24 protein-coding genes and 2 pseudogenes are annotated in these 26,966 nt (G+C 70.8%); 10 read left to right on the forward strand and 16 right to left on the reverse strand.

Annotated elements, in window-relative coordinates; all coding sequences use genetic code 11:
* Positions 1–109 (reverse strand): annotated as a pseudogene (locus tag ACIHAA_RS23390) (IS5/IS1182 family transposase); the annotation flags it as partial.
* A gap of 428 nt (positions 110–537) precedes the next feature.
* On the opposite strand from ACIHAA_RS23390, the gene ACIHAA_RS23395 reads away from it, so the two are divergent.
* Entirely contained in the window at positions 538–1,347 is an 810-nt protein-coding gene (locus tag ACIHAA_RS23395; protein ID WP_399820209.1) for an IS5 family transposase, read from the forward strand.
* Here ACIHAA_RS23395 and ACIHAA_RS23400 read toward each other — a convergent pair.
* From ACIHAA_RS23400 to ACIHAA_RS23415, 4 genes are all read right to left on the reverse strand, one after another.
* Positions 1,286–1,789, reverse strand: a complete 504-nt coding sequence (locus ACIHAA_RS23400; protein ID WP_399820531.1) for a hypothetical protein — start codon at positions 1,787–1,789, stop codon at positions 1,286–1,288. The genes ACIHAA_RS23395 and ACIHAA_RS23400 overlap by 62 nt on opposite strands.
* 573 nt (positions 1,790–2,362) lie before the next feature.
* Complete coding sequence (locus ACIHAA_RS23405) at positions 2,363–3,838, reverse strand: NF041680 family putative transposase (protein ID WP_399820533.1); 1,476 nt, start codon at positions 3,836–3,838, stop codon at positions 2,363–2,365.
* Positions 3,839–4,060: 222 nt separating this feature from the next.
* Entirely contained in the window at positions 4,061–4,279 is a 219-nt protein-coding gene (locus tag ACIHAA_RS23410; protein ID WP_399820211.1) for a helix-turn-helix transcriptional regulator, read from the reverse strand.
* A 9-nt stretch (positions 4,280–4,288) separates the two neighbouring features.
* The gene (locus ACIHAA_RS23415) at positions 4,289–4,696 is read right to left on the reverse strand and encodes a hypothetical protein (RefSeq protein WP_399820213.1); all 408 of its coding nucleotides are present in this window, start codon (positions 4,694–4,696) and stop codon (positions 4,289–4,291) included.
* A gap of 154 nt (positions 4,697–4,850) precedes the next feature.
* Between ACIHAA_RS23415 and ACIHAA_RS23420 the strand changes: the two genes are divergently transcribed.
* On the forward strand, positions 4,851–5,999 hold the full coding sequence (locus ACIHAA_RS23420) for an alpha/beta hydrolase family protein (RefSeq protein ID WP_399820214.1): 1,149 nt from the start codon (positions 4,851–4,853) through the stop codon (positions 5,997–5,999).
* Positions 6,000–6,231: 232 nt separating this feature from the next.
* Here the strand turns inward: ACIHAA_RS23420 and ACIHAA_RS23425 are convergent.
* Both ACIHAA_RS23425 and ACIHAA_RS23430 read right to left on the reverse strand, forming a co-directional pair.
* Positions 6,232–6,406: pseudogene (locus ACIHAA_RS23425) on the reverse strand (XRE family transcriptional regulator); the annotation flags it as partial.
* Between the two features lie 91 nt (positions 6,407–6,497).
* Positions 6,498–7,496, reverse strand: a complete 999-nt coding sequence (locus ACIHAA_RS23430) for an NADP-dependent oxidoreductase (protein WP_399820216.1) — start codon at positions 7,494–7,496, stop codon at positions 6,498–6,500.
* 123 nt (positions 7,497–7,619) lie between these two features.
* Here ACIHAA_RS23430 and ACIHAA_RS23435 point away from each other — a divergent pair, with 123 nt between their 5' ends.
* Complete coding sequence (locus tag ACIHAA_RS23435; RefSeq protein ID WP_399820218.1) at positions 7,620–8,495, forward strand: LysR family transcriptional regulator; 876 nt, start codon at positions 7,620–7,622, stop codon at positions 8,493–8,495.
* A 357-nt stretch (positions 8,496–8,852) separates the two neighbouring features.
* On the opposite strand, the gene ACIHAA_RS23440 is transcribed toward ACIHAA_RS23435, so the two are convergent.
* The 9 genes from ACIHAA_RS23440 to ACIHAA_RS23480 all read right to left on the reverse strand — a co-directional run bounded on the left by ACIHAA_RS23440 (position 8,853) and on the right by ACIHAA_RS23480 (position 18,058).
* Complete coding sequence (locus ACIHAA_RS23440; protein ID WP_399820220.1) at positions 8,853–9,659, reverse strand: alpha/beta fold hydrolase; 807 nt, start codon at positions 9,657–9,659, stop codon at positions 8,853–8,855.
* Between the two features lie 243 nt (positions 9,660–9,902).
* Positions 9,903–10,514, reverse strand: a complete 612-nt coding sequence (locus ACIHAA_RS23445) for a TetR/AcrR family transcriptional regulator (protein WP_399820222.1) — start codon at positions 10,512–10,514, stop codon at positions 9,903–9,905.
* Positions 10,515–10,605: 91 nt separating this feature from the next.
* Positions 10,606–11,505: a 3-hydroxybutyryl-CoA dehydrogenase gene (locus ACIHAA_RS23450; protein ID WP_399820224.1), complete on the reverse strand. Its 900-nt coding sequence runs from the start codon at positions 11,503–11,505 to the stop codon at positions 10,606–10,608.
* A 98-nt stretch (positions 11,506–11,603) separates the two neighbouring features.
* On the reverse strand, positions 11,604–12,776 hold the full coding sequence (locus tag ACIHAA_RS23455) for an acyl-CoA dehydrogenase family protein (RefSeq protein WP_399820227.1): 1,173 nt from the start codon (positions 12,774–12,776) through the stop codon (positions 11,604–11,606).
* 101 nt (positions 12,777–12,877) lie between these two features.
* The gene (locus ACIHAA_RS23460; RefSeq protein ID WP_399820229.1) at positions 12,878–14,050 is read right to left on the reverse strand and encodes an acyl-CoA dehydrogenase family protein; all 1,173 of its coding nucleotides are present in this window, start codon (positions 14,048–14,050) and stop codon (positions 12,878–12,880) included.
* A 34-nt stretch (positions 14,051–14,084) separates the two neighbouring features.
* Positions 14,085–16,142: an acetate--CoA ligase family protein gene (locus tag ACIHAA_RS23465; protein ID WP_399820232.1), complete on the reverse strand. Its 2,058-nt coding sequence runs from the start codon at positions 16,140–16,142 to the stop codon at positions 14,085–14,087.
* Between the two features lies 1 nt (position 16,143).
* A complete protein-coding gene (locus tag ACIHAA_RS23470) occupies positions 16,144–16,335 on the reverse strand; it encodes a ferredoxin (RefSeq protein WP_399820235.1) in 192 nt (63 codons plus the stop codon).
* 50 nt (positions 16,336–16,385) lie between these two features.
* Positions 16,386–17,624 (reverse strand): NADH-ubiquinone oxidoreductase-F iron-sulfur binding region domain-containing protein, encoded by a 1,239-nt coding sequence (locus tag ACIHAA_RS23475; protein WP_399820237.1) that lies wholly within the window; start codon positions 17,622–17,624, stop codon positions 16,386–16,388.
* The gene (locus tag ACIHAA_RS23480) at positions 17,621–18,058 is read right to left on the reverse strand and encodes a hypothetical protein (RefSeq protein ID WP_399820239.1); all 438 of its coding nucleotides are present in this window, start codon (positions 18,056–18,058) and stop codon (positions 17,621–17,623) included. The genes ACIHAA_RS23475 and ACIHAA_RS23480 overlap by 4 nt, the downstream gene beginning before the upstream one ends.
* Before the next feature lie 460 nt (positions 18,059–18,518).
* Here ACIHAA_RS23480 and ACIHAA_RS23485 point away from each other — a divergent pair, with 460 nt between their 5' ends.
* The 7 genes from ACIHAA_RS23485 to ACIHAA_RS23515 all read left to right on the forward strand — a co-directional run bounded on the left by ACIHAA_RS23485 (position 18,519) and on the right by ACIHAA_RS23515 (position 26,711).
* Positions 18,519–19,724: an SRPBCC family protein gene (locus tag ACIHAA_RS23485; protein ID WP_399820241.1), complete on the forward strand. Its 1,206-nt coding sequence runs from the start codon at positions 18,519–18,521 to the stop codon at positions 19,722–19,724.
* A gap of 267 nt (positions 19,725–19,991) precedes the next feature.
* Complete coding sequence (locus ACIHAA_RS23490; protein WP_399820243.1) at positions 19,992–21,023, forward strand: spermidine/putrescine ABC transporter substrate-binding protein; 1,032 nt, start codon at positions 19,992–19,994, stop codon at positions 21,021–21,023.
* 2 nt (positions 21,024–21,025) lie between these two features.
* Positions 21,026–21,925 carry an ABC transporter permease gene (locus tag ACIHAA_RS23495; protein WP_399820245.1) on the forward strand — a complete coding sequence of 300 codons (900 nt, stop codon included), beginning with the start codon at positions 21,026–21,028 and terminating at the stop codon, positions 21,923–21,925.
* A 101-nt stretch (positions 21,926–22,026) separates the two neighbouring features.
* Positions 22,027–22,803 (forward strand): ABC transporter permease, encoded by a 777-nt coding sequence (locus tag ACIHAA_RS23500; RefSeq protein WP_399820247.1) that lies wholly within the window; start codon positions 22,027–22,029, stop codon positions 22,801–22,803.
* A gap of 3 nt (positions 22,804–22,806) precedes the next feature.
* A complete protein-coding gene (locus tag ACIHAA_RS23505) occupies positions 22,807–23,877 on the forward strand; it encodes an ABC transporter ATP-binding protein (RefSeq protein WP_399820249.1) in 1,071 nt (356 codons plus the stop codon).
* Between the two features lie 91 nt (positions 23,878–23,968).
* Complete coding sequence (locus ACIHAA_RS23510) at positions 23,969–25,285, forward strand: flavin monoamine oxidase family protein (protein ID WP_399820251.1); 1,317 nt, start codon at positions 23,969–23,971, stop codon at positions 25,283–25,285.
* Positions 25,278–26,711: an aminobutyraldehyde dehydrogenase gene (locus tag ACIHAA_RS23515; RefSeq protein WP_399820253.1), complete on the forward strand. Its 1,434-nt coding sequence runs from the start codon at positions 25,278–25,280 to the stop codon at positions 26,709–26,711. The genes ACIHAA_RS23510 and ACIHAA_RS23515 overlap by 8 nt, the downstream gene beginning before the upstream one ends.
* Positions 26,712–26,966 lie beyond the last annotated feature (255 nt).

Here is a 26,966-nt window from a genome sequence, read left to right on the forward strand (position 1 = left end):
TGCCCTGCGTGCCCCCACCCTGCGGCCGAACCCTCGACGGAGGGATCAGCGGCTTCGCGCTCCCCCACAGCCCGTCCGGAACAATCCAACTCCACGCCCCCCGCCCCATATACAGCCCAACGACCGCCTCACCACAATAGGACATGGTCTGACCTTGTCGTTTAACGGCTCTGCCTTGCTTATCAGTCCCATGCGTTGAAGAGGACTCCGCCCAATGTCGTGATGCCGTAGAAGCGGACCTCACGCCACTCGCCCGGACCGAGCACTGACTGCCCGTTCTCTATCCGGTCGTGCGCTCGGTCTGGTTCGAACGGGGTCCTGGATCGGGTGACTGGTGGGCTGGTGGGGCATGGAGGAAGGGCCTCTTGGTAGCTCGCGGTTGTCGAGTCCAGCGAGAAGCAAGAGGCCCTGTTGTCGAAGTGTCGCGTGGTCGTGGTTGCCGGGTCCAGTCCGTCCACTCCTGGGTGTGACTGTCTCGCCCATCGGTTCGGGAACGCGGCCGACCGGCCAGAGCGCCGGCCCCGGTACGGCTCGGACATGAGCGATGCTGAGTGGGCGTCGGTGCGGGATCTGCTGCCAGTGCCGGGATGGCTGGCGGGCCGGGGCGGGCGGCCAGAGGGTTACTGCCACCGGCAGATGATCGACGCTGTGCGCTACCTCGTCGACAACGGCATCAAATGGCGGGCGATGCCGTCTGACTTTCCGCCGTGGCCGCGGGTGTATGCCTTCTTCGCCCGCTGGCGGGATGCGGGGCTGGTAGCCGAGCTGCATGAACGGCTGCGCGAGGCCGTTCGCCTGGTAGAGGGCCGCAGCCCGGAGCCGAGTGCGGCGGTCGTGGACTCGCAGTCGGTGAAGGCGGACGCCACTGTCCCCCTCGCTTCACGGGGATACGACGCCGGGAAGAAGATCAACGGGCGCAAACGCCACCTGCTCACCGACACCCTCGGGCTCCTGCCGGCCGTGCTGGTCACGCCGGCATCCACGACCGACCGGGACGCGGCCCGCGTCCTGCTGCCCGCGGCGAAGAGTCACTTCCGGCGGCTGGCCCGGGTCTGGGCCGACGGCGGATACACCGGCCACCTCACCGACTGGACCGTCCAGCACCTCGGCGTCGTCCTCGACGTCGTCCGCCGCAGCGACGACGTCCAAGGTTTTCAGGTCCTGCCCCGCCGCTGGGTCGTCGAAAGATCCTTCGCCTGGCTCCTGCGCAGCCGACGGCTGGTCCGTGACTATGAACGGCGCACCGACACCAGCGAGACCGTCGTCCTGTGGTCGATGACCATGCTCATGAGCCGCCGTCTGGCCGCCCAGCGCCGACAGCGTCCTGCTCAGGCGCGGGCAGCATGAACCTGCCCGGCTTCTCCTCGACCAGCCAGCCCCGTTCCACCAGCCGTTTCAGCCGGGCCCGCGCTCCCTCGACACGGGAAGCGGAGGCGCTGTCCCAGCCCAGCACCACCGCCGCCCGCCGGGCACCCAGCCCATCGGCTCCCGCTTCCAAGGCGGCGGCCATCAACGCCTGGTAGTCCACGGACAGCACCTCGGCTCCGGCCGCGTCCTGGCGGTGAGGCACCGCCCGGCGCGGCCCCACCGGCTTCCTGGGCGACACGACGGCCTCGGCGGGCGCATCCTCCTCGGCCAGCGCCTCCAGATACTGCTCCAGGCCAATCACCCGGCGTCTGAGCACCTCCTCCGCCTCCGTCAGAGCCGCACGCACTCGCTCCAGCTCGGCTTCGAGATCCTCCACCCGCACCGCCGCGGCTTTCTGCCGCGCTTCCAACACCGCCCGCATCGACGGCATCCGCCACCCCCACGACATCTCGGTCAGCAACGGACCGAGACTTCCGTGCCAGCCCCCATTTCACGCCTGACCAGCGGAAACCGCACATGAGGTTCGGAAAGAGAACGACCTCTGAGGTGTCCACGTCGGATAGCGGTGTAGCAAGCAACTCGCTGCTCAGGACGTCGAAGCCCGCGTCGGTAAAGGCGTGAGCCCACGGAGGCGGTGCGAGGAACTCCTCCCCGTACCAGTTCCGACGTGTCTGGGCGAAGGCGATCCAGGGGTGATGAGCGGGACACGGGACGATGCTCTCGCCTGCGCCTCCGACGACCGATGCGGTGTGGAAGGTCCGAGGGTATGCCTGTTCCTCCACCTCGCCCACTTTGCCTCCGGCGCCGCGGGCAGCGGCATACAGAGCGGTGCGGAACGCCCGCAGGTCGGTCTTCGGGAGCGGGCCCTCCTTCGGCCAGAAGAAGCCTGTCGCCCCGCGCGGCAGCACGAAGCTGGTGTTCCCGTCGTTGACCATGTCGCTCATTTTGCCTGGTGGGAGGTGCATCGATTGTCATAGGGGCGTGCGCTGCGGGTTCACGCTGTGCGGCGAGGCTTGGTGCCCACCTTGTGATGGGCGGGACGGGTATACGCCTCGCCGGTCGCGAGGACTCTGCCCACGTCATGACGGGGGGCGGGGTGACGGTTCTTTGAGCCCGCCGGACGGCCGGGTCCAGGGCGGGACGGTTTCGGTGCACCGGTAGGAGTGCCGGTCTTCGTGCGCAGGTTCCTGAACCCCCGTCGGACGCGGGCAGGAGTGAGTCTGTTCGGCTCGGCTGGCTTCTCCCAGGGGCGCCGGAGGTCGGCGGCCAGCGGGCGGGCGAGCCGGAGCTGGGCATAGGCGGCGATCACCAGCCAGGTCCACCGGTCGGCTGCTTCCGAGCTGCGAAGCCGGGGCTTGGTCCATCCGAGCGTCTGCTTGAACAGGCGGAATGTGTGCTCGGTGTCGAAGCGGCGGAGGAAGGACTGCCAGCAGCGGTCCACGTCGCCCGTGGTGGCGTGGGTGCCCGACCACCACAGCCAGACCGGCTTGTTGACCCCGCCGCTGGGCAGCTTCTCCACGACCAGACGGATGACAGTGCCCTCGATGAGAGGAAGCGGGCCGTCGTGGTCGAGCCAGGCCGCCCGACGTGTCAGTCTCGGATACAGCCGGTCCCACGCCTGCGCGGTCGCCTTCCCGTAGCGGCGAGTGTCGGTGACCGTCACGGCCTGCCCGGTGCCCCAGGTGGCCGGGTCGCCGAAGACGAACTCGCCGCCGTGCTTCGGCGGTCGCCCGCCTTGGGGATAGGACAGGGCGTACTCCTTGAGCGAGGGCGCCGGTCGGCGCATCACCCGGTCCGACCGCAGTCGGCCCAGGATCTCGACGGGCATGTCGCCCAGCAGGTGAGCGATGCGGGGCGCGTCGTATCCGGCGTCCAGCACGACCAAGACGTTGGGGTCGCCCTGCTTCCACGGGCCGGCGGCGACGAGCCGTTCGACAACCTCGCGGAGCTGGACCGTGGTCACCGCGGCGACGTCGGCGCCGGGGTCCAGGCGCACCGCGTCCAGCACCGCTGTCCAGGACGTACGGCCGGTCTCCAGCGCGGCCACCACCGAGTAAGGCCAGCCGGGCACCACCTGATGCTTGCCCTCACCCCGGCCGAACGTGCGGCAAAAGGCCCGGTCGGCACAGGTGTTGGCGTCCGGCCGGAGCCAGGGCGAGACATCCACCGCCAGCACGAGCCGGCCGTCCGCCGCCCTGGGCAGCGGCACCCCGGCCAGGGCCCGACGCAGCCGGGCGACGTCGATCCGGCCCTGGTTGAGTCCGCCGTACAGGGCTCCGTGCCCACGGCGGTGTTCGGGCGCGAGCGCGAGATCGACCAGCGTCCGCACCGGCCCGTCCGTGCACAGCAACGCGTCGCACAACTCGAACAACGCGTCGCCCCGTGCGGTCAGACACGCATACAGCTCCGACCGGAAGTGTGACACTTCCGCGAACGCATCCCGCAGGACGCCCTGATGCACCAAACTCACGGCCACGGCCTTCGTGTTGATCCACTCTGTGACGGAGCACAGGATCAGACGAAGGCCGCTGACACGTCCGCCGAACTGCGAAAACGCTGACCAAGTTCGATCCGCGTTCGACGCCGGACCATAAATGACAAGCTGAGTCAACTGATCCAGCAGGACCACTGCCACCCTTCGGCTCGCCTGGTCGACAACACCCCCGAAGGGTCCGGCTGAAAAGGCCCGGTGTCAGGCCGGGTTGTCCGTCGTCTCCGTCCGGTCGGGACGGAAGATCTCCTCGATGGTCAGGCCGAAGACGTCGGCGATGGTGAACGCCAGAGGCAGGCTGGGATCGTGACGCTCGGTTTCGATGGCGTTGATGGCCTGTCGGGAGACTTGGCACCGGTCGGCCAGGTCGGCCTGGCTCCACCGGCGAGCTGCACGTAGTTCACGCAGTCGGTTCTTCACAGGGGGCCGTCACCGGCCCAGGCGGGTACGCAGGTCGGCGATCGTCATCCAGATGCCCACGCCGCCAAGGAGGATCAACTGCGCGACCTGACGGAGCTGGATGATGCCTGCGGCATCGAGCAGGGTGGCCACTTGCAGCCCCACGAGGACCGCGGCGAAGGCGACAGCCATGCTCTCCAACTGAATCCTGCGCAGGTATTCGTCCGCGCGCCGGAATGCCCGCAGCAGCACCCAGACGATCGCGAGGGTGAAGACGGCGGTCGTCGCGATCCACCACGCCTTCTGGGCGGTGCTCGGGTCGGGGTTGCTGCCCAGGGCCAGGGCTATCACACCCAAAGCGGACACGGGGATGCCGTCGATGAGTACAGCGCGGCGGGCCGCGCGCGTCACTTGGTCCTGCTCTACCTGCTTAGCCATGCAATGAATGTAAGGTGACCTTTCCATCAAGTCAAGCAGTCTTGACTTGATGGAAAGGTCACCTTACATTCTGGTCATGTTGAACGAGAGACGGCTCCCGACCCGCCGGGCACTGCTCCGTACTGCCGTGGCGTCAGCCATCACTTCACTTTCGATGACCACCGCGGTATCCGCCCAGTCGCGCCCCTCCACGGCCTCACCGACCGGCGCCAGCCCCACGCCGACTCCGGTGCGGCTCCGACTGCCCGCACCAACCGGTCCGCACCCCCTGGGCACGGTCTCGTTGCACCTGGTCGACCGGGCGCGCGTCGACCCCTGGCAGGCTTCCCGCCCGGCGCGGGAACTCATGATCCAGCTCTGGTACCCGGCACACACCGCCCATGGCCACCCGCGCGCGCCGTGGATGTCACCCGGCTCCGTCCCCGTCTTCGAGCGGGAACAAGGCATCGTGTCCGGCACCCTGCTGCTGCCGACCACGCACGCCCGCCTGGCGGCACCGGTGGACCACGGCCGGTGCGGGAGGCCGATCGTCCTGTACTCACCGGGCCTGTGCAGCAACCGCAGTCTCGGCACTGTTCTGATCGAGGAACTGGCCAGCCACGGCTACCTGGTCGTGGCCATCGACCACACCTACGACGCCGACCAAGTCGAATTTCCCGGCGGCCGGGTGGAACCCTTCGCCCTTACCGGCGACATCGACGACGCCCTGATCGCCAAGGCCCTCGCTGTCCGCACAGCGGACACCCGGTTCGTACTGGACCAGCTCACCGCGCTCAACGCCGGACGACGACTCCTGCCACCCACCCTCGCCGGCGCGTTCGACCTGTCCCGCGTCGGCATGCTCGGCCACTCCCTCGGTGGCGCCACAGCCGCCGCAGCCATCCGCGCCGACCGGCGCCTGCGGGCGGGCGTCAACCTGGACGGCAGCCTCCTGGCACCCGTCACCACCGGCACCGACCGGCCATTCCTTCTCTTCGGCAGTGACCTCGGCCCAGGCCCGGAGGATCCCAGCTGGGACCAGTTCTGGAACAGCCAGTCCGGCTGGAAACGCGAACTGGCCCTCACCAACTCCACCCACACCTCGTTCACCGACCTGGAAACACTACTGCCCCAGGCCGCACCCCTCCTCGGGCTGACGCCCAGCCAGGTGACACAAGCAATCGGCACCCTCGATCCGCACCGCGCCATCCACGCACAACGCGCCTACATACGAGCATTCTTCGACCTTCATCTACGTCACCTCGACAACCACCTGCTCCAACACCCCTCACCCCGCTACCCGCAGATCCGGCTCATCCGATGAGGCACCAGCCGCAGTCGCACCACGGCCGCCCCTTCAGCCCGCGGTTGATCCCGCACGGCGGCGCTCACGCAGCGGCGACGTTCCTTCGCCACCGAGGCACCCCCGCTCGCACGGGAACCCACCGTCTCGAACAGCAGCCCGCTACCAGGCAGTGACAGCAAGGCTGCCCATGAGACAACTACCGTGCTTCGGCTCGAGTGCTTGCGGTCGGGACTCTCCAGGCAACGGTGGGTCAGAGGTCGAACTCCAGGTGTTCGATGTCGGTGAAGCGAACCTCCTCCAACTGGCCTGCGCGGCGGCCGTTGTCCTGGAAGTACACCTCCTTGAGCCCCCTCGGCGGCGATCTGTTGAAGCTGCTGGTCGCCGGCGCCGGCCTGCTGGGCGTCGAAGAGGCGGGGCCCGGCTTGAGACGCCCGTCGACGAGAGACAGCCCGCTGCTGACCGGTGACGGCGGGATGGACGCTGTGCAGCAGCTACTGACCGAGCGGAGGGGCCAGCTCATGGGACCACCGTCAGCACGATCTTGCCCTGGAGGTGGCCCTGCGCGGCTCGCGTGTGTGCGCTGCCCGCGTCGGGGAGCGGGTAGGTGCTGTCCACCCCGACCTGGAGCTTACCCTCGTCGAACAGGCGCCCGATTTCGGCGAGCTGAGGGCCGTTGGAACGCACCTGAATGTTCGAGACCGTGATACCCAGACTCGCCGTCTCTTCCGGGTCGTACTGAGCGAAGAACACCGGAAGCATGGTGCCGCCGCGCTTGAGAACGGTAAGGAAGCGTGAGCTGTCCGGGCCACCGACAGTGTCGATCACCAGGTCGACACCGCTGACCACGTCCGCAGCCCGAGTCCTGGTGTAGTCGATGAACTCATCGGCGCCGAGCTGGCTGAGGAACTGCTCGTGCCGACCCGAGGCCACCGCGATGACGTGGGCCCCCTTCCATTTCGCCAGCTGCACCGCGAAGTGGCCCACTCCACCGGCGGCCCCGTTGACCAGCACAGTCATTCCTGGCGTGATCGGCACCGGTTGGTGCACCTGGCCGGTGAAAGGAGACGGCACATCGTGGCCCAGATCAACCAGGTACTGCCACGCCGTGAGCACGGCCATCGGCGCCCCAGCCGCCTGCACATGGTCGATACCGGACGGCTTGTGAGCCAGGTCCGAAGCGGGCGCGGCCACGTACTCGGCGTACGTCCGGCCGTCAAGTCCGGGGAACCGCAGCATACCGAAGACCTCGTCCCCGACGGCGAACCCCAGCACGTCCGGAGCGACCGCCCGGACCACGCCCGACATGTCCGTTCCGGGGATCAGGGGAAACTCCAGCGCCGGCCTCATCTCGGCCGGCATGACCTTCATCCCTTCCCGCAGGTACCAATCCGGCGGGTTGATGCCCACCGCATGCACCTGGACGAGGACCTCGCCCGGGCCGATCTCGGGAACCGGCACCTCGTCATACCGCAGAACTTCCGGGCCGCCCGCTTCGTGGAACTGAATCGCCTTCATCGCGCCTGTCGCTTTCCTGGGAGAAACGTTGCTCCTTCAGTCAAGGTCCAGGACGGCGTGGCTGTCCAAGACCGGTTCGGCAACCTCATCATTCCGAAACGGCATGACGCGTACGCTGGACGGGTGAACGATCTCGGACATGACCTGGAACTGCGGCTGGTGCGCTACTTCACCGTGGTGGCGGCGCACCAGCACTTCGGCCGGGCCGCCGCCGACTTGCACGTGGCCCAGCCGGCGCTGAGCCGCCAGATCCAACGGCTCGAGAAGCATCTCGGTGCACGACTGCTGGACCGCGTGCCCCAGGGCACCCGGCTCACTCCGGCCGGCGAGAGGTTCCTCCCCCGGGCTCAAGCCCTGCTGCAGGCCGCCCGCCAGGCCGAGCTGGCCGTGCGGGAACAAGCCGAGACCGAACGAATCGCCATCGGCTACGTTGAAGACCTGGTGATCACCGCCGCCGTACGGGAACTGCGTCGGCGTTACCCGGACGCCGAGATCACCACTCAGTACCTGAGCTGCCGCGACGTCGGCGCGCTGTCCGAGAAGCGCGTCGATGCCCTGATTGCGCGGGCCCCGCTGCCGCTCGCTGCCGACGACATGGTCACCACCCCGCTGTACCAGGAGCCCCGGATGCTCGCGGTCCCGCTCGGCCACCCCTTGGCCGACCGCAAGTCGGTGACCGCAGAAGAACTGGCTGGTGAGGAAGCGGCGCCGTGCGCGTTCGAGACCGCCGACTGGACTTCCTACCGGATCCTCGGGGCCGACGTGCCGCCGGTCGAGCGCTACGAGGACAAGCTCGAACTCGTCGCGAGCGGCAGGGCAATCGCCGTACTACCGGCCGGCGATCGGCGCAGCTCACTACGCCCCAACCTCGTCACCGTCCCGATCGAGGGCGCTCCCCCCAGCCAGGTCGTCCTGGTCAGCCGCAAGGGCGACCCGAACCCGATGATCAGGAATCTCCGGCTGGCAGCCAAGGCCGTCCTGACCGCCCCGGCAGCATGACCCGGACCAGCCAACCCGATTGACGTCGGACTGCACCAAACGGCCCTCACCCGCGCCGTGTTCGTCGCACATCTGCCGGTATCACTCGGGGGCAGGACCCGCCCCAGCGATCTTCGGCGTCAGCAGAATTACGGCAAACCTCGGACCCAACGCCCTGCGCCAGCTCACCCAGCCATCCCAGCTCAGCACACGACTCCCCACTCCCACCGAGATGGACCCGCCCGTCACTCCGATGGCCGCGCCGCCCAGCGCAAGGAACGCGCCCGCTCCGCGGCGAGAAGGGCATCCGCTGGGGAGGGCGCCCCCTGGCGCCCGCAGCCTGACCAGCCCGGCGAGCCTGTGCGGTTACGGAACCAGTCATAGGTCGAGAACTTGTCCCGCCATGTCCCGAATGGTGTTGGCCAGGGTTTCAGGAGCGGCAAGGTGGGCGACGTGTCCCTGGCCAGCGAGCGTGACGATTCGCGCATTCGGCAGGGCTGCCGCCAGGTCGGCCAGACGTTCACGCAGGTGTGAGGGGCTGAGATCGCCCTCGATCAGGGTCGTCGGGGTTTCGAGCGTCGCGAAGCGATCAATACCGACGCCGAGCGCGTCGATCGCTTCATTGTCTGCGATCTGTGCCGCCGCGTACGCGGACAACGCTGCTCGCATGTGCTGGTCGGCGAACATGGCATCGACCACGGTCGCGGGCATGCGCACGATGTCCCGCATATGGATCCGCATCGCCTCGACCGGGTCGCCCCCGTCGAACGCGGCACGGGCACGTGCTCCCGCTGTCCCGACGATCAACTCCCTTGTGGGAATGGGAGGTTCGTAGAGGAAGAGTCCGGCGAACTTTGATGGGTCCAGCAATGCTGCTTCCAGTGCGGCGACGGCGCCCGAGGAATGCCCCACAAGAAGCACAGGGGGCTCCAGGAGATCCGCGACGGCCACAATGTCGGCTGCCTCGATGCTCATCGAGTGAGGTAGCGCGATGTCTGCTTCGGGAACGTAGATCCGGCGTCGGATCCTGACGACGCGGAAGTCGTCGGTGAGGTGGCGAGTGACGCCGTCCCAGGCCGTCGCATCTCCGCCGCCTGGATGGACCACCAGCAGGTTCGGACCGGATCCGGCGTCGAGAGCGGTAATGGGGCGGCCGTCATCAGACGATGCAAGAAGCTCAGTCATGCTCACAACCTTGTACCAGTCCGCCGACATCACACCGACAGACTGCCTACATCCCGTGCTGCCGACAGCGGTCGGCCACCCAGCAGAACGGCGCGCCCGGTCACGGAAGTGAACAGCGGCAGGGGTGCGGCGTGCTGCTGGAACTGGCCGTGGTTGCGCAGGTGTTTCAGTGCCGCATGGGCACGGTCGGTCGTCGAACGCTTCCCGTTCTGTGTGCGTCGGCGGGCACAGAACCGGGTGCGGTCAAGAGGTCGGCATCGCGTCGGGCAGGTCCAGTGCGGCGGACGCTTGACGCCAGATGGATGTGAGGGCTCCGTCCAGGGTGACGGTCGGGTCGCGGAGCATGAGCCTGATGCCGTAGCCGTCGCTGAGGGACAGCACCAGCGTGCTCAGCTCGTCCACGTCCACCGGCGCGAACTCGCCGGACTCGATGCCGCGCCGCACCGCTCCGGCCACCCAGGCATGCAGTTGCGCGTACAGGTCCACGGCGAAGGTGCGGGTCGTCTCGTCGCGCAGGGACCGGGCCCAAAGCTCCTGCCAGAGTCGCCAGTCCTGGCGCAGTTCGGGATCGGTGGGCAGCAGGCTGCGCAGGATGCGGGCGAGGACGACCGCGGCGGGGGCGGTCTCCACGTCGCGCTCGGCGTCGAGTGCCGTGCTGGCGAAGGAGTGGGCCATCGCCTCGGTGAACAGCTTCTCGCGCGTGTCGAAGTGGTAGTGCAGCAGTGCCGTGGACACTCCCGCCCGCTCGGCGACCATCCGCATGCGGATCTTCTCGAAGCCGATCTCCGCGATGACCTCGCACGCCGCGGTCAGGATGCGCTCGCGCGAGTCCGCGGTGCGCTCCTTGGTGGACACCCTGCCGCTCCCCTCGTTCGGTGGCCGTACGACGTGGCCATTTTCCCTCATGTCCCGCACGTCGCGCACGTTCCCGCGTCCCGGGCGTTCCTCACCGTGATCGCGCCGCAGCCGCCTCGGCCCGCGGCCGCCCGTCGTAGGTGTGGAAGCCCTGCCCCGACTTCCGCCCGAGCAGTCCGGCCTCCACCATCCTGGACAGCAGCGGGGGCGGTGCGTACTGGGGTTCGCGGAACTCGGCGTACAGCGACTCGGCGATCGCCCGGGTGGTGTCGAGGCCGATCAGGTCCGTCAGGGCCAGGGGTCCGAGCGGGTGGGCACAGCCGAGGACCATGGCGCGGTCGACGTCCTCGGCGGTCGCGGCGCCGGACTCCACCATACGGACGGCGGCCAGGAGGTACGGCACGAGCAGCGCGTTGACCACGAAACCGGCCCGGTCCCGGGTCCGGACCACCTCCTTGCCGAGGACGCCCGTCACGAACGCCTCGGCACGTGCCACGGTGTCCGGCGAGGTGAGCAGCGACGGGACCAGTTCGACGAGCCGGAGCACCGGCACGGGGTTGAAGAAGTGGACGCCGACCACGCGTTCGGGCCGTGCGGTGGCGGCGGCGAGCCGGACGACCGGGATGGCGGAGGTGTTGGTGGCGAGGAGGGCGTGGTCGTCCGTGATCGCGGCGTCGAGCCGGGCGAAGACGTCCAGTTTGAGGCTCTCGTCCTCGGCGACGGCCTCGATGACCAGGTCGTGGCCGTGCAGGGCGTCCAGGTCGTCGTCGATGGTGAGCAGAGCCGCGGCGGCGTCTCTGCGCTCGGCGTCGAGCCCGCCGCGCTCGACCGCCCGGTCGAGCGAGCGGGTGATGCGCTGCCGACCGGCCCGAGCGGCAGCCGGGTCGCGTTCGACGACTGTGACCGGCAGCCCGGCGCGGGCGCAAACCTCGGCGATACCCGCACCCATCAGGCCGCAGCCGACGATCCCCACGCGCTCGATGTCTCTCATCTGTCCCTCATCTGTCCTTCCTCTCCCCTGAGCTCCCCTGTGCGGCGGCGGTCCGGGCTGACGGGGCCGGGGCGGTGGGGGCCCCGGCCCCGCGGGCGTCATGCGACGGGCAGGTCCAGGACGCCGGTGCCGCGGCGGATCAGTTCGTTGGCGATGATCAGCCGCTGGATCTCGGAGGTGCCCTCCCAGATCCGGTCCACGCGCAGCTCGCGGTAGAGCCGTTCGACGGCGTACGAGCGGTCGTAGCCGCGGCCGCCGTGGATCTGAAGGCAGCGGTCGATCACCCGGCCGGAGGCCTCGCTCGCCGAGAGTTTGGCGATGGCCGCCTTGGCGTGCAGCCGCTTGCGGTCCTCGGCCGAGGACGCGTCGATCTCCCAGGCGACCTGGTGGGTGTACGCGCGGTTGACGGCGATGTCGACCGCGCAGTCGGCGAGCATGCCCTGGATCAGTTGGTACGACGCGATCGGCGCCCCGAACTGCTCCCGCTCCACCGCCCAGTCCCGGGCCAGTTCCAGGGCCCGCTCGGCCGCGCCCGTGGTGCGGGCGGCGATCATCAGCCGCTCCTCGGTGAACCAGGAGCGGGTGATGTCGTAGCCCTCGCCGATGCCGCCGAGCACTGCGTCCTCGCCGACCTGGACGTCGGTGAAGGTGAACTCGGGGTGCTCGTAGACGAAGGTGTGCATGAAGCGGGGCACGCGGGTCATCTCGATGCCCGGGGTGTCCTTGTCGACGAGGAACAGCGTGGGCGCGCGCTCGGCTCCGGCGGCGGCCAGCACGATCATGAAGTCGGCGTGGTCGCCGACGGTCACGAACCACTTCTCGCCGTTGAGCACCCAGCCCTGGTCGGTCCTGGTGGCGGTGGTGGCGAGGTTCTGCGGGTCCGAACCCGCGCCGGGCTCGGTGACGGCGTAGCAGTCGCGGCGGCGGCCCTTGATGACCGGGACCAGGAAGCGCTCGCGCTGTTCGGGGGTGCAGAAGCGCAGGGCGTTGGCGGGGCGCCACACCATGTCCCACAGGGCTCCGGTGAGCCGGCCCAGTTCCTCCTGCACGGTGACCTGTTCGGCGATGGTGAGTCCTGCGCCTCCCCATTCGGCTGGCATGTTGACGGCCTGGAGCCCCGAGTCGAGCACGGCGTCGCGGATCTTCTCGTGGGCGCTCGCGGGCAGGCCGTTGTTCTCCTCGCACTCGACCTCGTAGGCGGCGATGAGGTCGGTCAGCGCGCGTGCGTCGGCCTTCAGCCGGGCCTGGCGCGGGGTGATGCGGAAGTCCATGGATGTCCTCGCTGTTCGGTTCGCGTTCTGTTCGCGGGTGCCGGGGGGCGGGTCCGGGCGGCGGGTTCCGGGTGGTGGGTTCCGGGTCCCTGGGGGCGGGCTCAGTGCGTGGGCAGGGCGAGGGCGCGGGTGCCGCGCTTGATGAGCTCGTTGGCGATGATCAGCCGCTGGATCTCGGAGGTGCCCTCCCAGATCCGGTCGACGCGCAGTTCGCGGTAGATGCGCTCGACGGGGTAGCTGCGGTCGTAGCCGCGGCCGCCGAAGATCTGCAGGCAGCGGTCCGCGACCCGCCCGGCGGCCTCGCTGGCGGCGAGTTTGGCGGTGGACGCCTTGGCGTGCAGCGTCTTGCGGTCGGTGTGCGGCTGGTCGGCCTCCCAGGCGACCTGGTGGGTGTACGCGCGGTTGACGGCGATGTCCACGGCGCAGTCGGCGAGCATGCCCTGGATCAGCTGGTACGACGCAATCGGCGCCCCGAACTGCTCCCGCTCCACCGCCCAGTCCCGGGCCAGTTGCAGGGCCCGCTCGGCAGCGCCGACGGTGCGGGCGGCGATCATGAGGCGTTCGTCGGTGAACCATTCCTTGGTCAGTTCGTAGCCGTTGCCGACGCCGCCGAGCACGTCCTCGTCGGCGACGAACACGTCGGTGAAGGTGAACTCGGGGTGCCCATTGACCGCGGAGTGCATGAAGTGCGGCACACGCGTCATCCGTACGCCGGGGGCGGACTTGTCGACGAAGAACAGCGTGGGCAGCCGGTCGGGTCCGGCATCCGCCTGGACCAGCAGGAAGTCGGCGATGTCGCCGCAGGTGACGAACCACTTCTCACCGTTCAACAGCCAGCCGCCGTCGGCGCGTTCCGCCGTGGAGAGGCCCGAGGAGGGGTCGGATCCGGCGCCGGGCTCGGTGACGGCGAACGCGTCGAACTTCTCCGCCCGGATCACGGGCAGCAGATACTTCTCGCGCTGCCGCTCGTCGCCCTGGGCGAGGACATTGGCGGGCCGCCAGGGGATGTCCCACAGGCAGTTGGTCGCCTTGCCGAACTCCTCCTCCACGATGACCTGGTCGAGCAGGCTGAGGCCCGCTCCGCCCCACTCGGCAGGCATGTTGATGGCGTAGACACCGGCGTCCATGGCGGCCCGGGTCAGTTCGGCGACGAGTTCCCGCGGGAGGGGTCCGCCCGCCTGCTCCGACTGGTCCTCGTAGCGCATCAGCAGGCGCGCGTACTCGGCGGCGCGGCGCTTCAGGTCGGCCTGCTCGGGGGTGTAGCTCATGTCCATGGGGGCCTCTTCGGTCGCGGGACGGCGGGCGGGGTCAGGCGGGTACGGCGCGGGAGTCGAGGGCGAGGACGCCGCGGGGGGTCACCAGCAGGGGGTTGACCTCCAGTTCGGCGATCTCCGGGTGGGCGGCAGCGAACGCGGTGATCGTCTCCACGGCATGTGCGGCGGCGGCGACGTCGACGGGCGGGCGGCCCCGGACCCCGTCGAGCAGGGACGCGGTGCGCAGTCCGCGCAGCAGGTGCAGGGCACGGTCGGCGGGTGCGGGGGCGAGTGTGAAGGCGACGTCGTGCAGTGCCTCGGCCAGCACGCCGCCAAGGCCCACCATGGCGACCGGGCCGAAGCGCGGGTCGCGGTTGACGCCGACGATCAGTTCGACGCCGTCGGACAGGTCGGCCATCTCCTCCACGGAGTAGGACGGGGCGCCGAGTCTGGCGTGCATGTCGCGGAAGGCCGCGAGGAGTTCCCCGGGTCCGGCGAGACCGAGTGCGACGCCGCCAGCGTCGGACTTGTGCAGCAGATGGAGGGCTTTGAGGACGTAGGGGCCGGTGAACTCCTCGGTGGCGGCCAGCAGTTGGGTGTCGTTGTGGATCTCGCGGGCGGCGGGGAAGGGCAGTCCGGCGGCTTCGAGGGCCCGGCGGGTGTCCAGGTAGCCGGTGCCGGGCAGCGGCGGCGCGGGGCGGGGCAGGGGGGTGACGCCGACGCGGCGCGGACGGGGCACGGTGACGGCAAGGGCCCGGGCGGCGTCCTCGGTGGCGTCGAAGACGGGGATGCCGGCCGCTTCGAGGGTGCGGCAGCTCGGCGAGCCGGGGTACATCGACTGGACGACGAGGGGCTTGGCGCTGTCGGTCCGGCGGGCGGCGATCAGCCGGGCCGCCTCCTGCTCACCGGCCGCGAGCGCCGAGCCCCCGCCGCCGAGTCCGCCCTCGGCCGCGGCGTACCCGCCGAAGTAGCCCGTGAGCAGGACGGCGTCGACCTCCTCGGCGGCCAGCAGCGTGGCGACGGTCGCCGCGTACGAGCCGGGGTCCTGCTCGCCCATGCCGGCGAGGTCGACGGGATTGACGACGGCGGACTGCTCCCACAGGACGTCCCGCAGCATCCGCTGTGCGGGTTCGCGGAGCTCGGGGACGGTCAGTCCGGCCGCCTCGGCCACGTCGGCGGCGATGACGCCGTGGCCGCCGCCGTCGGTGAGCACGGCCACGCGGCGGCCGCCCGCCCGGCGGCCGCCCTTGAGCGCGGCGAGGGCGACGGTCAGCTCGCGCGGGGTGGCGACGAGCTCCACCCCGGCGTCGCGGCAGGCCGCGGCCACCACGTCGGCCGAGGTGGTCAGCGCTCCCGTGTGCGACTGGGCGCTGCGGGCGGAGGCGGCGCCGCGGCCGGCGCTGAGCAGCACCACCGGCTTTCCCGCGTCGGCCGCGGCCTCGGCGAAGGCGCGTCCGTCACCGAAGTCCTCGGCGTAGACCGCGATGGCCTCGGTGCCGTCGTGCCGGGCGCAGTCGGCGAGCAGGTCGACGAGGGTGATGTCGGCCTGGTTGCCGAGGGAGACGAACCGGGAGAAGCCGAGACAGTGCGGCTCGAAGCGCAGCTGGAGTTCGAGGGCGAGGTTGCCGCTCTGGCTGAGCAGCGCCACCCGGCCGGACGCGAAGGTGTCCGAGGCGAGGTGGAGGCCGGTGGTGTTGTCGGCGATGCCGAGGCAGTTGGGGCCGACCATCACGGCGCCCGCGGCGCGGACGCGTTCGGTGACGGCGAGTTGGCGGGCCCGGCCCGCCTCACCGGTCTCGGCGAATCCGGCGGTGATGGCGACGATCGCCCGGGCGCCGCACCGCAGGGCCTCGTCCACGGTCTCCTCGAATCCGGAGACCGGCACGGAGAGCACCGCCAGGCCGACGGGTTCGCCGAGCGCGCTCAGGCTGGGGGCGGCGGTCCTGCCGAGCACCGTGCCGCCGCGGCGGTTGACCAGGTGGACGGGGCGGCGGCCGCCGTCCGCGCGCAGCGCCTGAGCGGCGATGGTGTGGCCGTACTTGGCCGGGTCGTCGCTGGCTCCGACCACGGCGACCGAGACCGGGTCGAAGAGCGCCGTCAAATCGCGCCCCATCTCACTTCACCAGCCGGAGCGCGGAGTTGGGGCAGGCGGCGACGGCGGCAGCGGCGGCGTCCTCGCCGTCTTTCGGCACCTCGGTCTCGCGCAGCCGCGCGTAGCCCCACTCGTCGAGGTCGATCTGCTCGGGGGCGGGTTCCTGGCAGAGGCCGTAGCCCTGGCAGCGGGTGGAGTCGAGCAGGAGTTTCATCGTGCGGTCCTTTCGGTGCGGCGCTCGGAGCGTGCGGGCGGGGGTGCGGCTCAGGGGACGCGGACCGCGAACCGGTGTCCGTCGCCGGGTCGCGCGCGTCGGCAGGCGGCGCATCCGGCGTCCTGGTGGGCGTCGATCTGTCCGGGGAAGTGGGCGAGCAGACTGCCTGCGACCCGGGCAGCCGCGTCCAGCAGGCCGCAGGCGCCGCGGCCGGGCAGTTGTGCCGACCAGCGGCCGAGCCGGTCGGCCGTGTCGGCGGCGGCGTCACCGGCGGCGACGGCACGCAGGGCGGCCGCGAGCGCCCCGGTGCCGGAGACGCACACCCCGCACTGGCGGGCGCTCTGCGCCGCGAGGTAGGCGGTGGCGTCGGCGGCGACGGCGAGCGGGCAGTCCTCCGGCTCCAGGAAGTGCAGCGCGCCGCAGCCGAGGGCGCCCCCCGCCGCCTTCAGCTGGTCGTGGTCGAGCGGCAGGTCCGCCCAGCCGGGGCCGTGCAGGCCGCCGAACATGCCACCCAGCAGGACCGCTTCGGCCCTGCCGTGGCCGCACAGGTCGGCGAGGACCTTCAGATGCGTGCCGGCGGGGACCTCGGCCAGTGCCGCCGCGCGGCCGCCGCAACCGGCGAGGGTCACCAGGTGGCCCTCGGCCACGGCGGCCCCGTCGGCGTCCGGGTGGGTGTGCAGCAGGGCGATCCGGGCCAGGGTCTCCACGTTGGCGACGAGGGTGGGCGCGCCGCCCACTCCGCTCTCGTACGGCCGCGGCGGCTTCGCGGCCGGGAGTGCCGGGCCGCCGTCGACGCGTCGTACGACCGCGGTCTCCTCGCCGGCGACGTAGGTGTGCTCGGTCCGCACGACGTCGACCCGCGGGTCGGCGGGCCGCTCGGCGAGGGCCCGCCGCACGGCTCGTTCGGCGGCGGTGTCGGAGAGGTAGACGACGGTGCGCCGGGCGCCGGTCACGGCGGCGGCCAGCCTCAGTCCGTCCAGGACGGTGTGCGGGCGGTGGCGCAGCAGCCAGCGGTCCTTGACGGAACCCGGCTCGCCCTCCTCGCCGTTGGCGACGACGACGGCAGGTCCGGCCGCGTCGCGTACGGCGCGGAGTTTGACGGCGGTGGGGAATCCGGCGCCGCCCCGGCCGCGCAGTCCGGCCCCGGCGACGCGGTCGAGCAGCGGTTCGGGATCGGGCAGCGGCGCGTAGCCTCCGGCCGCGAGGTAGCGGGGCAGGTCCTCGTGCTGCCCCGGCGGCAGGAGGAGGCCCGGGTGGCCGTCGGGGAGGAGGGAGTGGACGCCGGTCATGCGGGGCTCCTGGGCTCGGAGTGGCCGTGGCGGCGGGAGGCTGCGGGGCGGTGCCGTGCCGTGAGGCGGGTCAGCGCGTGTTCCAGGTCCCGTCGCTGCGCCGCGGTGCGGGCGTAGCCCGCGCCGGGCAGGCCGATCAGCATGCGGTGGTGGTCCAGGACGACCTCGGCGGCCAGCAGGGCGGGCCGGGGGTCGGCGGTGGCCGGACCGGCCGCGGCGTCGACCACGAGGCCCGTGACCTCGCCGAGGTAGCGCAGCCAGCTGCGCTGGGTGCCGCGCAGCACCAGTCGTTCGACGCGCTGCCGCTCGGCGGCGACGAGGGCGGCGGGCGGGCGGCGGGCGGCGGGGGCCCGCAGGGCCGCGACCGCGGCGGGCAGTTCCTGTTCGGGCTCCGGCGTGAGGCCGAGCCATACGAGACTTCGGCGAGCGCTCATGCGTGCCTCCGGGTCCGCACCGCCTCCGGATGGTCCGGCGAGGGGGTGCGCGGCGACGACGTGGTGGGGTTGCTCCGGGCCGGGAGAAGAGGGGCGGGGAGCCGTGTGCGGTGCGTCCGGCGGGGCCGGGCAGGCGGTGGGAGGGGTGGAGAGCTGGGTTCTCGGGTGCGGCCGGGGCGGCCGGATCCCTTTGCGTGCCGTTCGGGCACGGGACGGGGCGCGTACGGCCTGTGCGGGCCGCGGAAGGCGACGGGACTGGTCCGAGTGGCCGGGTCGTCAACCTGCCATGACACTAACTAACTAATTAGTCAGTCCACAAGTCTTGACTTTCACGCCACTGTGGCCGGAGTCTGACTAACCAATTAGTCAGCTCGCTCGGGCCGGACGACGCATCGCTCCGTACCCGCCCCTGGTACAGCCTCACCGCCCATCGCCGCCGCTGCGGCGCGGAGGAGGACCCATGAAGCCCCTGACCACACGGGCAGCCACAATGACTCCTGCCCCATCTGCCCCATCCGCCGCCCCACCGGGCGAACCGGAGTCGGCCGTCGGCAGTCCCGGGACGGCGCTGCCCGCCCGCTACTACACGGACCCCGCCCTCGCCGAGGCGGAGACCGAGCGCATCTTCGCCAAGTCCTGGCAGCTCGTCTGCCACGAGTCCGACCTCCCCGGGCCGGGCGCGCGCCTCGCCGCGACCGTTGCCGGCCGGGAGGCGCTCGTCGTACGGACCGAGGACGGCAGCCTGGCCGCCCACCTCAACGTCTGCCGGCACCGCGGCACGCGCCTGGTGTCCGCGCCGGAGCCGTCGGGCAAGGCGATCCGCTGCCCGTACCACGGCTGGACGTACAAGCTCGACGGCAGCCTCGTCGGGGCCCCGGAGGCCCGCCGGATCCCCTGCCTGGACAAGCCGCGTCTCGGACTGCATCCGGTCAATGTGGAGTCGTTCCTCGGCTTCGTCTTCGTCAACCTCGATCTGGAGGCGACGCCGCTCGCCGAGAGCTGCGCGGGCCTCGCCGAGGCCGTAGGCCACTACGCCGGGACCGGCCTGGTGCCGGTCGGCAAATACCGCATCCACGAGACCAGGACCGCCGAGCAGCAGAACGCCAACTGGAAGGTGATCGTCGACAACTATCTGGAGGGCTATCACGTCCCCGTCGCCCACCCGGCGCTGATGCGGCTGCTCGACTACCAGGCGTACACGGTGGACGTACGGGAGAACTATGTCCTGTTCGAGTCGCCGCTGCGCGACAAACCGTCCTCGAACTGGACCGAACGTCTCTACCAGCGGCTCGCGACCCCGATGCCGGGGCTGACCGAGGCGGACCGGCGGGTATGGCGCTACGCCGTGATCTACCCGAACACGCTCATCGACTTCTACCCCGACCATGTGCTCGCCTGGACCGCTCTCCCCACCGCCCAGGACCGGGCGGCGATTCCCGGCGCCTTCTACACGAAGCACGGGGAAAGCATGCGCACCCGGCTGGCCCGGCGGCTGAACATCCGCATCGGCTGGGTCACCAACGACGAGGACGCCGAGCTGGTGGAGCGCGTGCAGACGGGGCTGACCACTCCCGGCTGCGAACCGGGTCCGCTCTCCGAGCGCGAGGCCGCCGTGGGCTGGTTCGCCCGCCGGGTCCGGGACGACCTCGACGGGTCCGGGCAGTGACCGCCCCCGGCACTCCGGCCGCCCTCCGACGCCGACCGGACTTACCCTTCTCCCGCTGAACGCACTCGCCTCCACCCCAGACCGGTCATTCCCACGGAGTCAGGGCCTCCGTGAGCCGACCATCCGGTCCAGCCCTGGAGCAGTCGTGCCGTTCCTCGACGGAGAGGACGTTCCGTGCACCGCCAGGTACTCCCACCGACCAGACGCGCCATACTGCGGACAGGCGCCTACGGCCTGCTCGGCGCCGCTGTCGGCGGGTGCGGGTTCATGCCTGCGAAGACACCCGACGCCCAGCAGCTCGCCCCGGTCAAGGCGCGCGCCGACGGCGATCTCGTCTACTTCAACTGGGCCGACTACGTCGACCCGTCCGTGTTCAAGGGCTTCGAGAAGGAATACGGCGTCAAGGTCGTCCAGTCGAACTTCGACTCGATGGAGGGCATGGTCGCCAAGCTCAACGCGGGCAACCGCTACGACATCATCTTCCCCAGCGCCAAATGGGCCCAGCGCCTGATCCGCGGCGGGCGGCTGCGCCGCATCGACCACACGCAACTCCCCTGCACGCAAGCCATATTCGGCTCCTACACCTACTTCGCCGACCCGTGGTACGACCGCGGCTCCGCGCACACCGTCCCCTTCACCGCCTACAAGACCGGCATCGGCTGGCGGCGCGACAAGATCGGCGACCTCACCGGCTCCTGGAAGGACCTGTGGAGCGACCGGGCCAGGGGCAAGGTCTTCCTGCTGGACGACCGCGACGAGGTGCTCGGCATGGGCGCCCTCGATCTCGGCCTGGACGTGAGCACCGGCGACCGCGCCGACCTGGACCGCATCACCCGCCTGCTGGGCACCCTGCGCCCGCGGCTGCGGGGCTTCTCCAGCGACAGCTACAACAACCTGCTCAACGGCAACGCCTTCATCACCCAGGCGTGGAGCGGCGACATGGCCGCCATGCTCAACCAGGCCAAGGACCCCTCGGTGTTCGGCTTCCAGGCCCCGAAGGAGGGCACGCCGATCAACTCCGACTGCTACGCGATCCCCTGGAACGCGCAGCACCCCGGCACCGCGATGCTGTTCATCGACTACATGCTGCGGCCCGAGAACGTGAAGAAGAACATCGAGTACATCGGATACCCCATGCCGGTGGCCGGGACCGAGAAGACCTACGCCAAGCTGGTCGGCCCGTTCCCCGAGTGCCTCGTCACCCCGGACGACCTCCGGGAGGACCGGTTCTTCCGCAACGGCAGCCGCGCGGCGGAGAACGCCCGCGACACCGCCTGGACCCATGTGAAGGCGGGCTGACCATGCCACTTCTCTCCCGCTCCGCACGCAGGCGAAAGCGCTGCCCGGACACCGCCGGCAACCGCATCTGGGTCTGGTTCATGCTGCCCGGCACCCTGTGGATGACCGGGTTCCTGATCGCCTCGCTGGTGCTCGTCGGCGTGCTCGCGGTCGGCACCACCGACGAACTCGGCAATCCGCGCTTCGGCTTCGACCTCTCCGGCCTGCGCGCCCTCGCCGACCCCGCCTACACCGAGGTGCTGGCACGCTCCCTCGGCTACGCCCTGCTGACCTGCCTGATCTCCCTGCTGATCGCCTATCCGGTGGCGTACACGATCGCGCTGCACGGCGGACGCTTCAAACACGCGCTGATCGCGGCCATCGTGGTGCCGTTCTTCGCCAACTACCTCGTGCGCATGTACGGCTGGTCGGTGGTCCTCTCCGACGACGGACCGGTGCTGCGCACGCTGCGCGCCATCGGGCTTGCCGACGGCGGCACGAAGATACTCAACACCGGCTTCGGCGTGGTCGCGGGACTGGTTTACGGCTTTGTCGTCTTCATGATCATCCCGTTGTACGCGGCCCTGGAACGGCTGGACGTCTCGCTCATCGAGGCCGGACGCGACCTGTACGGCGGCCCCGTGCGCACCTTCTTCTTCGTCACCCTGCCCGCCACCCGGCAGGGCGCGGCGGCCGGGCTGGTCCTGGTGTTCCTGCCCGCCATGGGCGACTTCGTCAGCGCCCAGCTCATGGGCGGCCCGGACCAGATCATGATCGGCAACCTGATCCAGGACAAGTTCTTCCAGGGCCAGAACTGGCCGCTGGGCTCGGCGCTCACCATGCTGCTGATGCTGGTGCTGCTGGTCGGGATGTTCGGCTATCTGCGGCGCACCCGCAAGGACGAGGCGGAGGCCCGCCCATGACCCTGCTCAAGACGCCCCCCGCGGCGCCCCCCACCCCTGCGACGTCACGCGAACGGGGGCGCCGCGGGCGCGCCAACCGCCGCCCTCGTGTCCTGTTCGCCGTGACCGGGCTGTTCCTCGCCCTGCTCTATCTGCCCATCGCCGTGGTGGCGCTGTTCTCCTTCAACTCCCAGAAATCCCTGACCGTCTTCAGCGGGTTCAGCCTGCGCTGGTACCGGGCATTCGTCCACGACGATCTCCTCATCTCGTCGCTCGGCACCAGCCTGCGCATCTCGCTGGTCGCCACGGCCGGATCGGTCGTCCTCGGCGTGGCCCTCGCCCTCGGCCTGGTCCGCTGCCGCACCCGGCTCGGCTCGATGGCCGGACTGGTCATGCTGGTGCCGCTGATCACCCCGGAGATCGTCACCGGCGTGGCCTCCATGCTGCTGTTCAAGGGCCTGGGCATCCCGCTGTCCACCGGCACGGTGATGCTCGCCGAGATCACCTTCTCCATCTCCTACGTCACGGTGATCCTCCGCTCCCGGGTGGCGGCGCTCAACCCGGAGGTGGAGGAGGCCGCGATGGACCTGGGCGCCACCCGCTGGCAGTCCGTCCGCCTGGTCACCCTGCCTGCACTGCTGCCCGCCGTGCTCGCCGCCGCCGTACTGATCTTCGCGCTGGTCTTCGACGACTTCGTGCTCGCCTACTTCACCACCGGCGTCGACCCCCAGCCGCTGTCCGTGCGCATCTACTCGGCCGTCCGCTTCGGAGTGCAGCCGACCATCAACGCCGTCGGCACGCTGATGCTTGCGGGATCCATCTGCCTGATCGCCCTCGCACTGTTCATCCCGCGCCTCTTCGGCCGCCGCGGCGGCCTCGACATACTCTCCGGAGAGTGACCCATGGACGTGCCCCCCGCAGTCCGGCTCGACGGCGTCTCCAAGCAGTTCGCGGACTCCTACGCCGTCCACCGCCTCGACCTCGACATCGAAGCCGGCCACTTCTTTTCGCTGCTGGGCCCCTCCGGCTGCGGCAAGACCACCACGCTGCGCATGATCGGCGGGTTCAGCGACCCCACCGAGGGCACGGTGCTGCTCGCCGGTGAGGACGTGACCGCGCTGCCGCCGAACCTGCGCAACGTCAACACGGTCTTCCAGAGCTACGCGCTGTTCGACCACCTGAGCATCGCGGACAACGTCGCCTTCGGCCTCAAGCGCAAGGGCGTCGCCAAGGCCGAGACACGACAGCGCGTCGGCGAGATGCTGGAGCTGGTCCAGCTCGGCGGCCTCGCAGACCGCAGACCGCGTACCCTCTCGGGCGGCCAACGCCAGCGCGTCGCGCTCGCCCGCGCGCTGGTCAACCGTCCCGCCGTGCTGCTGCTCGACGAGCCGCTGGCCGCCCTCGACCTGAAGCTGCGCCGCCAGATGCAGGTGGAACTGAAGCAGATCCAGCGCGAGGTCGGCATCACCTTCGTGTTCGTCACCCACGACCAGGACGAGGCGCTGACCATGTCCGACCGGATCGCCGTGATGAACGACGGACGGATCGAGCAGTGCGGCACCCCCGAGGACATCTACGAGCATCCCGCCACCAGGTTCGTGGCGTCCTTCATGGGCACCTCCAACCTGATGAGCGGCACCTACCACGGCGGTGAGGTCGCCCTGGACGCAGGACCCGCGCTGGCCGTCGGCCCGCGCGCGGGCATTGCCGAAGGTGCCGAGGTGAGCGTGTCCGTACGCCCGGAGAAGATCTGGCTCTCGGACTTCGAACCGGGCATGTCGATGCAGAGGGGTGTCCTCCGCGAGACCGTCTACAGCGGCCCCACCACCACCTATCTGATCGAACTCGCCCCGGGCGTCACCCTGTCGGTGCTGGAGCAGAACACCGACCGCGCCCGGATGGAGGACCGCTGGAGCGGCGGCGAGACGGTGGAGTTCGGCTGGCGGCCCGAGCACTGCCTGGTGCTCGCCTGACCTCCCGGCCGGGCACCGCCCCGTCGCTCCCGCCGTCCTGCGCTCCCCCGGCTCCTCCCTCCACGCACTCCCCCTCACGAAAGCGAAGCTCATGCACCACGACGTGATCGTGCTCGGCGCGGGGCTCGCCGGGCTCGCCGCCGCCCGGGACCTGGCATCCGCCGGCACCGACGTGCTCGTCCTGGAGGCCCGGGACCGCGTCGGCGGCCGGGTCGAGCAGACCCGCACACCCGACGGCCGCAGCGTGCAGCTGGGCGGCGAGGTGGTCGGCCGGGCGCACACCGCCTACCTCGGGCTCGCCGGGGAACTCGGCCTGGAACTCGTCCCGAGTTATGTGGCCGAACCCGGCCGCCTCACCCGGGCCACCCCCGAGGGCCTCTCGGCCGGGGCTCCCCCGCACTGGTTCGGCCCCTCGGACGACTCCCTGCACAGCAAACTCGGCACGGAGTTCGCCGCGCTCGCCGCCACGGTCGACCCCGGCGACCCCTGGTCCCACCCGGAGGCCGCCGCCCTGGACCGGCTGTCCGTCAACGACTGGCTGCGTGACCGGCACGCCACCCCCGCCGTGGTACGGCTGTGGGAGATCGGCCAACTCGCCCTGGCCGGAGGGTCCTACGAGCGGATCTCGCTGCTGGCCGCGCTCCGCAAGAGCGCCGCCGTACCCGGCCCGGCCGGCGACTACGACTACGACGCCTGGGAGGGGCTGCGGCTCGCCGCGGGCTCGGCAACCCTCGCCGAGGTCCTCGGCCGTGAGCTGGGACCCCGGATCCGGCTCGGCTCCCCGGTGTCCGCCGTGGACGTCCGCCCCGGCCGCTGCGCGGTGCGGCTGGCCACCGGCGAGGTCGTCACCGCGACCGCCGTGGTGAGCGCCCTGCCCGTGGGACCGCTGCGCTCCGTCGCCGTCAGCGGAGTGAGCGAGGCCCGCCTCGCCTCCCTGCACCGCCAGCGCCAGGCGGTCGCCGCGAAGTTCACCGCCGTGTACAACCGCCCCTTCTGGCGGGACGACGATCTGAGCGGCCTCTCCGAGACAGAGGGCGTCCTGGGCAGCACCTGGCCGCAGAACACGGGCGTCCTGTCGGCTCTGGTGCCGCCCGAGCGCTACGGGGTGCTGCTCGGCACCCCGCCCCACCTGCGCACACCCGAACTGCTCGCCGAGATCGCCGGCATGTTCGGGGACGAGGCGCTGCACCCGGCCTCCTGCCATCTGCGGCTGTGGGGCTCCGACCCGTGGACCCAGGGCTACGTGACCCAGTGGCCGCCGGGCGAAGTGCTGGCGGTCGGCCCGCTGCACGGCACGCACGAGCCACCGTTCTACGTGTGCGGCTCCGACCAGTGGGTCGCCGGATACATGGAGGGCGCGGTCCGCACCGGTCGTGCCGCCGCCGAGGAGGCGCTGCGCCGTGGCTGACACCACTCCCCCGACGACCGTCCTCAACCACATCGGCGGCAAGGACGTCCCGGCCGCCTACGGGTCGACCCTCCAGCTGATCGACCCGGCCACCGCGCTCCCGCACGGCACGGCGCCGCTGTCCGGCGCCGAGGACGTGGACACGGCCTGCCGGACCGCCCGGGACGCCTTCCCGGACTGGTCGGCCACGACCCCGGCCCAGCGGCAGGTCGCGCTGCTGCGGATCGCCGACGCCCTGGAGCGGGAGGCGGAGGCCGTGACCCGGGCGGAGGTCACGGACACGGGCAAGCCCCGCGCGCTGTTCCTGGCCGACGAACTGCCGGCGATCGTGGACGTCCTCAGGTACTTCGCCGGAGCGGCACGGAACCTGCCGGGCGCCGCGGCCGCCGAGTACACACCGGACCGCACCTCGGTGCTGCGCCGCGAGCCGGTCGGCGTCTGCGCCCAGATCACGCCGTGGAACTACCCGCTGATGATGGCCGTCTGGAAGATCGCCCCGGCGCTGGCCGCGGGCAACACCGTCGTCCTGAAGCCGTCCGACACCACTCCCTCGTCCACCGCGCTCCTCGCCCGGCTGGCGGCCGGACATCTGCCGCCCGGCGTGCTCAACGTGGTGTGCGGCGACCGCGGCACCGGACGGCGTCTCGTCGTGCACCCCGACGTCCGGCTGGTCGCCGTCACCGGCAGCGTCCGTGCCGGGCAGGAGATCGCCGCCGCCGCGGCCGCCGACCTGAAGCGCTTGCATCTCGAACTCGGCGGCAACGCACCTGTGTTGATCCACGAGGACGCCGATCTCGACGACGCCGTCGAACAGTTGTCATACCTGTCCTTCTACAACGCGGGCCAGGACTGCACGGCCCCCACCCGGATCCTCGTCCACCGGCGGATCCACGACGCCTTCCTGGACGCCTTCGCCCGGCAGGCCGCGCGGCGGGTCACCGGAGCCCCCGACGACCCAAGAACCGACTTCGGCCCACTCGTCGGCGCCTCCCAACTGGCCTCGGTGCGCGGCATGCTGGAGCGACTGCCGGGGCACGCCGAGGTCGTCGCCGGAGGCACGGCCCAGGACGGCCCGGGCTATTTCCACCGGGCGACGGTGGTCGCCGGGGTCCGGCAGGACGACGAGATCGTGCGCGGCGAGGTGTTCGGCCCGGTGGTCACCGTGCAGCAGTTCGCCGACGAGGCCGCGGCCTTCCGCATGGCGAACGACGTCCCCCAGGGGCTGGCCGCGAGCGTCTGGACCCGTGACCACGACCGGGCGATGCGCGCCAGCCGAGCACTGCACACCGGCATCGTCTGGGTGAACACCCATGGCACGACGGTCTCGGAGATGCCACACGGCGGCGTACGCCACTCCGGCTACGGCAGCGACCTCTCCCTCACCGGTCTGCTCGACTACACCCAGGTCAAGCACGTCATGCTGTGACGGACGCTGACGCCACCGCCGGGACTCCGGACGGTGGGCTCGTGTCCGGTGCGGTCCTCGGCGCGGGTCGGGAGCCGGGCAAGGAAGTCCCGCACGGAGGCGATGACGGTTTCATGGGCTACGGCGGCATCCCGGCGGCCGTATGGATCTGCTCCGTCGTCGGCGCCTCGCCGGGACTCGTGGTGCAGGATGGAGGGAACGTGCCGCCGGCTCCGTCCCAGGGACATCAGCGGCCACCACCGGCTGCACGAGGAA

It is taken from the genome of Streptomyces sp. NPDC052040 (assembly GCF_044548405.1).
GTDB lineage: Bacteria > Actinomycetota > Actinomycetes > Streptomycetales > Streptomycetaceae > Streptomyces.

Excerpts from the sequence above, each read along its gene's own strand:
- ACIHAA_RS23495 (WP_399820245.1), top strand. The coding sequence starts at position 21,026 with ATGCCACTTCTCTCCCGCTCCGCACGCAGGCGAAAGCGCTGCCCGGAC.
- ACIHAA_RS23475 (WP_399820237.1), bottom strand. The coding sequence starts at position 17,624 with ATGACCGGCGTCCACTCCCTCCTCCCCGACGGCCACCCGGGCCTCCTC.
- ACIHAA_RS23460 (WP_399820229.1), bottom strand. The coding sequence starts at position 14,050 with ATGGACATGAGCTACACCCCCGAGCAGGCCGACCTGAAGCGCCGCGCC.
- ACIHAA_RS23470 (WP_399820235.1), bottom strand. The coding sequence starts at position 16,335 with ATGAAACTCCTGCTCGACTCCACCCGCTGCCAGGGCTACGGCCTCTGC.
- ACIHAA_RS23480 (WP_399820239.1), bottom strand. The coding sequence starts at position 18,058 with ATGAGCGCTCGCCGAAGTCTCGTATGGCTCGGCCTCACGCCGGAGCCC.
- ACIHAA_RS23465 (WP_399820232.1), bottom strand. The coding sequence starts at position 16,142 with ATGGGGCGCGATTTGACGGCGCTCTTCGACCCGGTCTCGGTCGCCGTG.
- ACIHAA_RS23415 (WP_399820213.1), bottom strand. The coding sequence starts at position 4,696 with ATGGCTAAGCAGGTAGAGCAGGACCAAGTGACGCGCGCGGCCCGCCGC.
- ACIHAA_RS23440 (WP_399820220.1), bottom strand. The coding sequence starts at position 9,659 with ATGACTGAGCTTCTTGCATCGTCTGATGACGGCCGCCCCATTACCGCT.
- ACIHAA_RS23455 (WP_399820227.1), bottom strand. The coding sequence starts at position 12,776 with ATGGACTTCCGCATCACCCCGCGCCAGGCCCGGCTGAAGGCCGACGCA.
- ACIHAA_RS23400 (WP_399820531.1), bottom strand. The coding sequence starts at position 1,789 with ATGCGGGCGGTGTTGGAAGCGCGGCAGAAAGCCGCGGCGGTGCGGGTG.
- ACIHAA_RS23450 (WP_399820224.1), bottom strand. The coding sequence starts at position 11,505 with ATGAGAGACATCGAGCGCGTGGGGATCGTCGGCTGCGGCCTGATGGGT.
- ACIHAA_RS23420 (WP_399820214.1), top strand. The coding sequence starts at position 4,851 with ATGACCACCGCGGTATCCGCCCAGTCGCGCCCCTCCACGGCCTCACCG.
- ACIHAA_RS23490 (WP_399820243.1), top strand. The coding sequence starts at position 19,992 with ATGCCTGCGAAGACACCCGACGCCCAGCAGCTCGCCCCGGTCAAGGCG.
- ACIHAA_RS23395 (WP_399820209.1), top strand. The coding sequence starts at position 538 with ATGAGCGATGCTGAGTGGGCGTCGGTGCGGGATCTGCTGCCAGTGCCG.
- ACIHAA_RS23505 (WP_399820249.1), top strand. The coding sequence starts at position 22,807 with ATGGACGTGCCCCCCGCAGTCCGGCTCGACGGCGTCTCCAAGCAGTTC.
- ACIHAA_RS23485 (WP_399820241.1), top strand. The coding sequence starts at position 18,519 with ATGAAGCCCCTGACCACACGGGCAGCCACAATGACTCCTGCCCCATCT.
- ACIHAA_RS23510 (WP_399820251.1), top strand. The coding sequence starts at position 23,969 with ATGCACCACGACGTGATCGTGCTCGGCGCGGGGCTCGCCGGGCTCGCC.
- ACIHAA_RS23430 (WP_399820216.1), bottom strand. The coding sequence starts at position 7,496 with ATGAAGGCGATTCAGTTCCACGAAGCGGGCGGCCCGGAAGTTCTGCGG.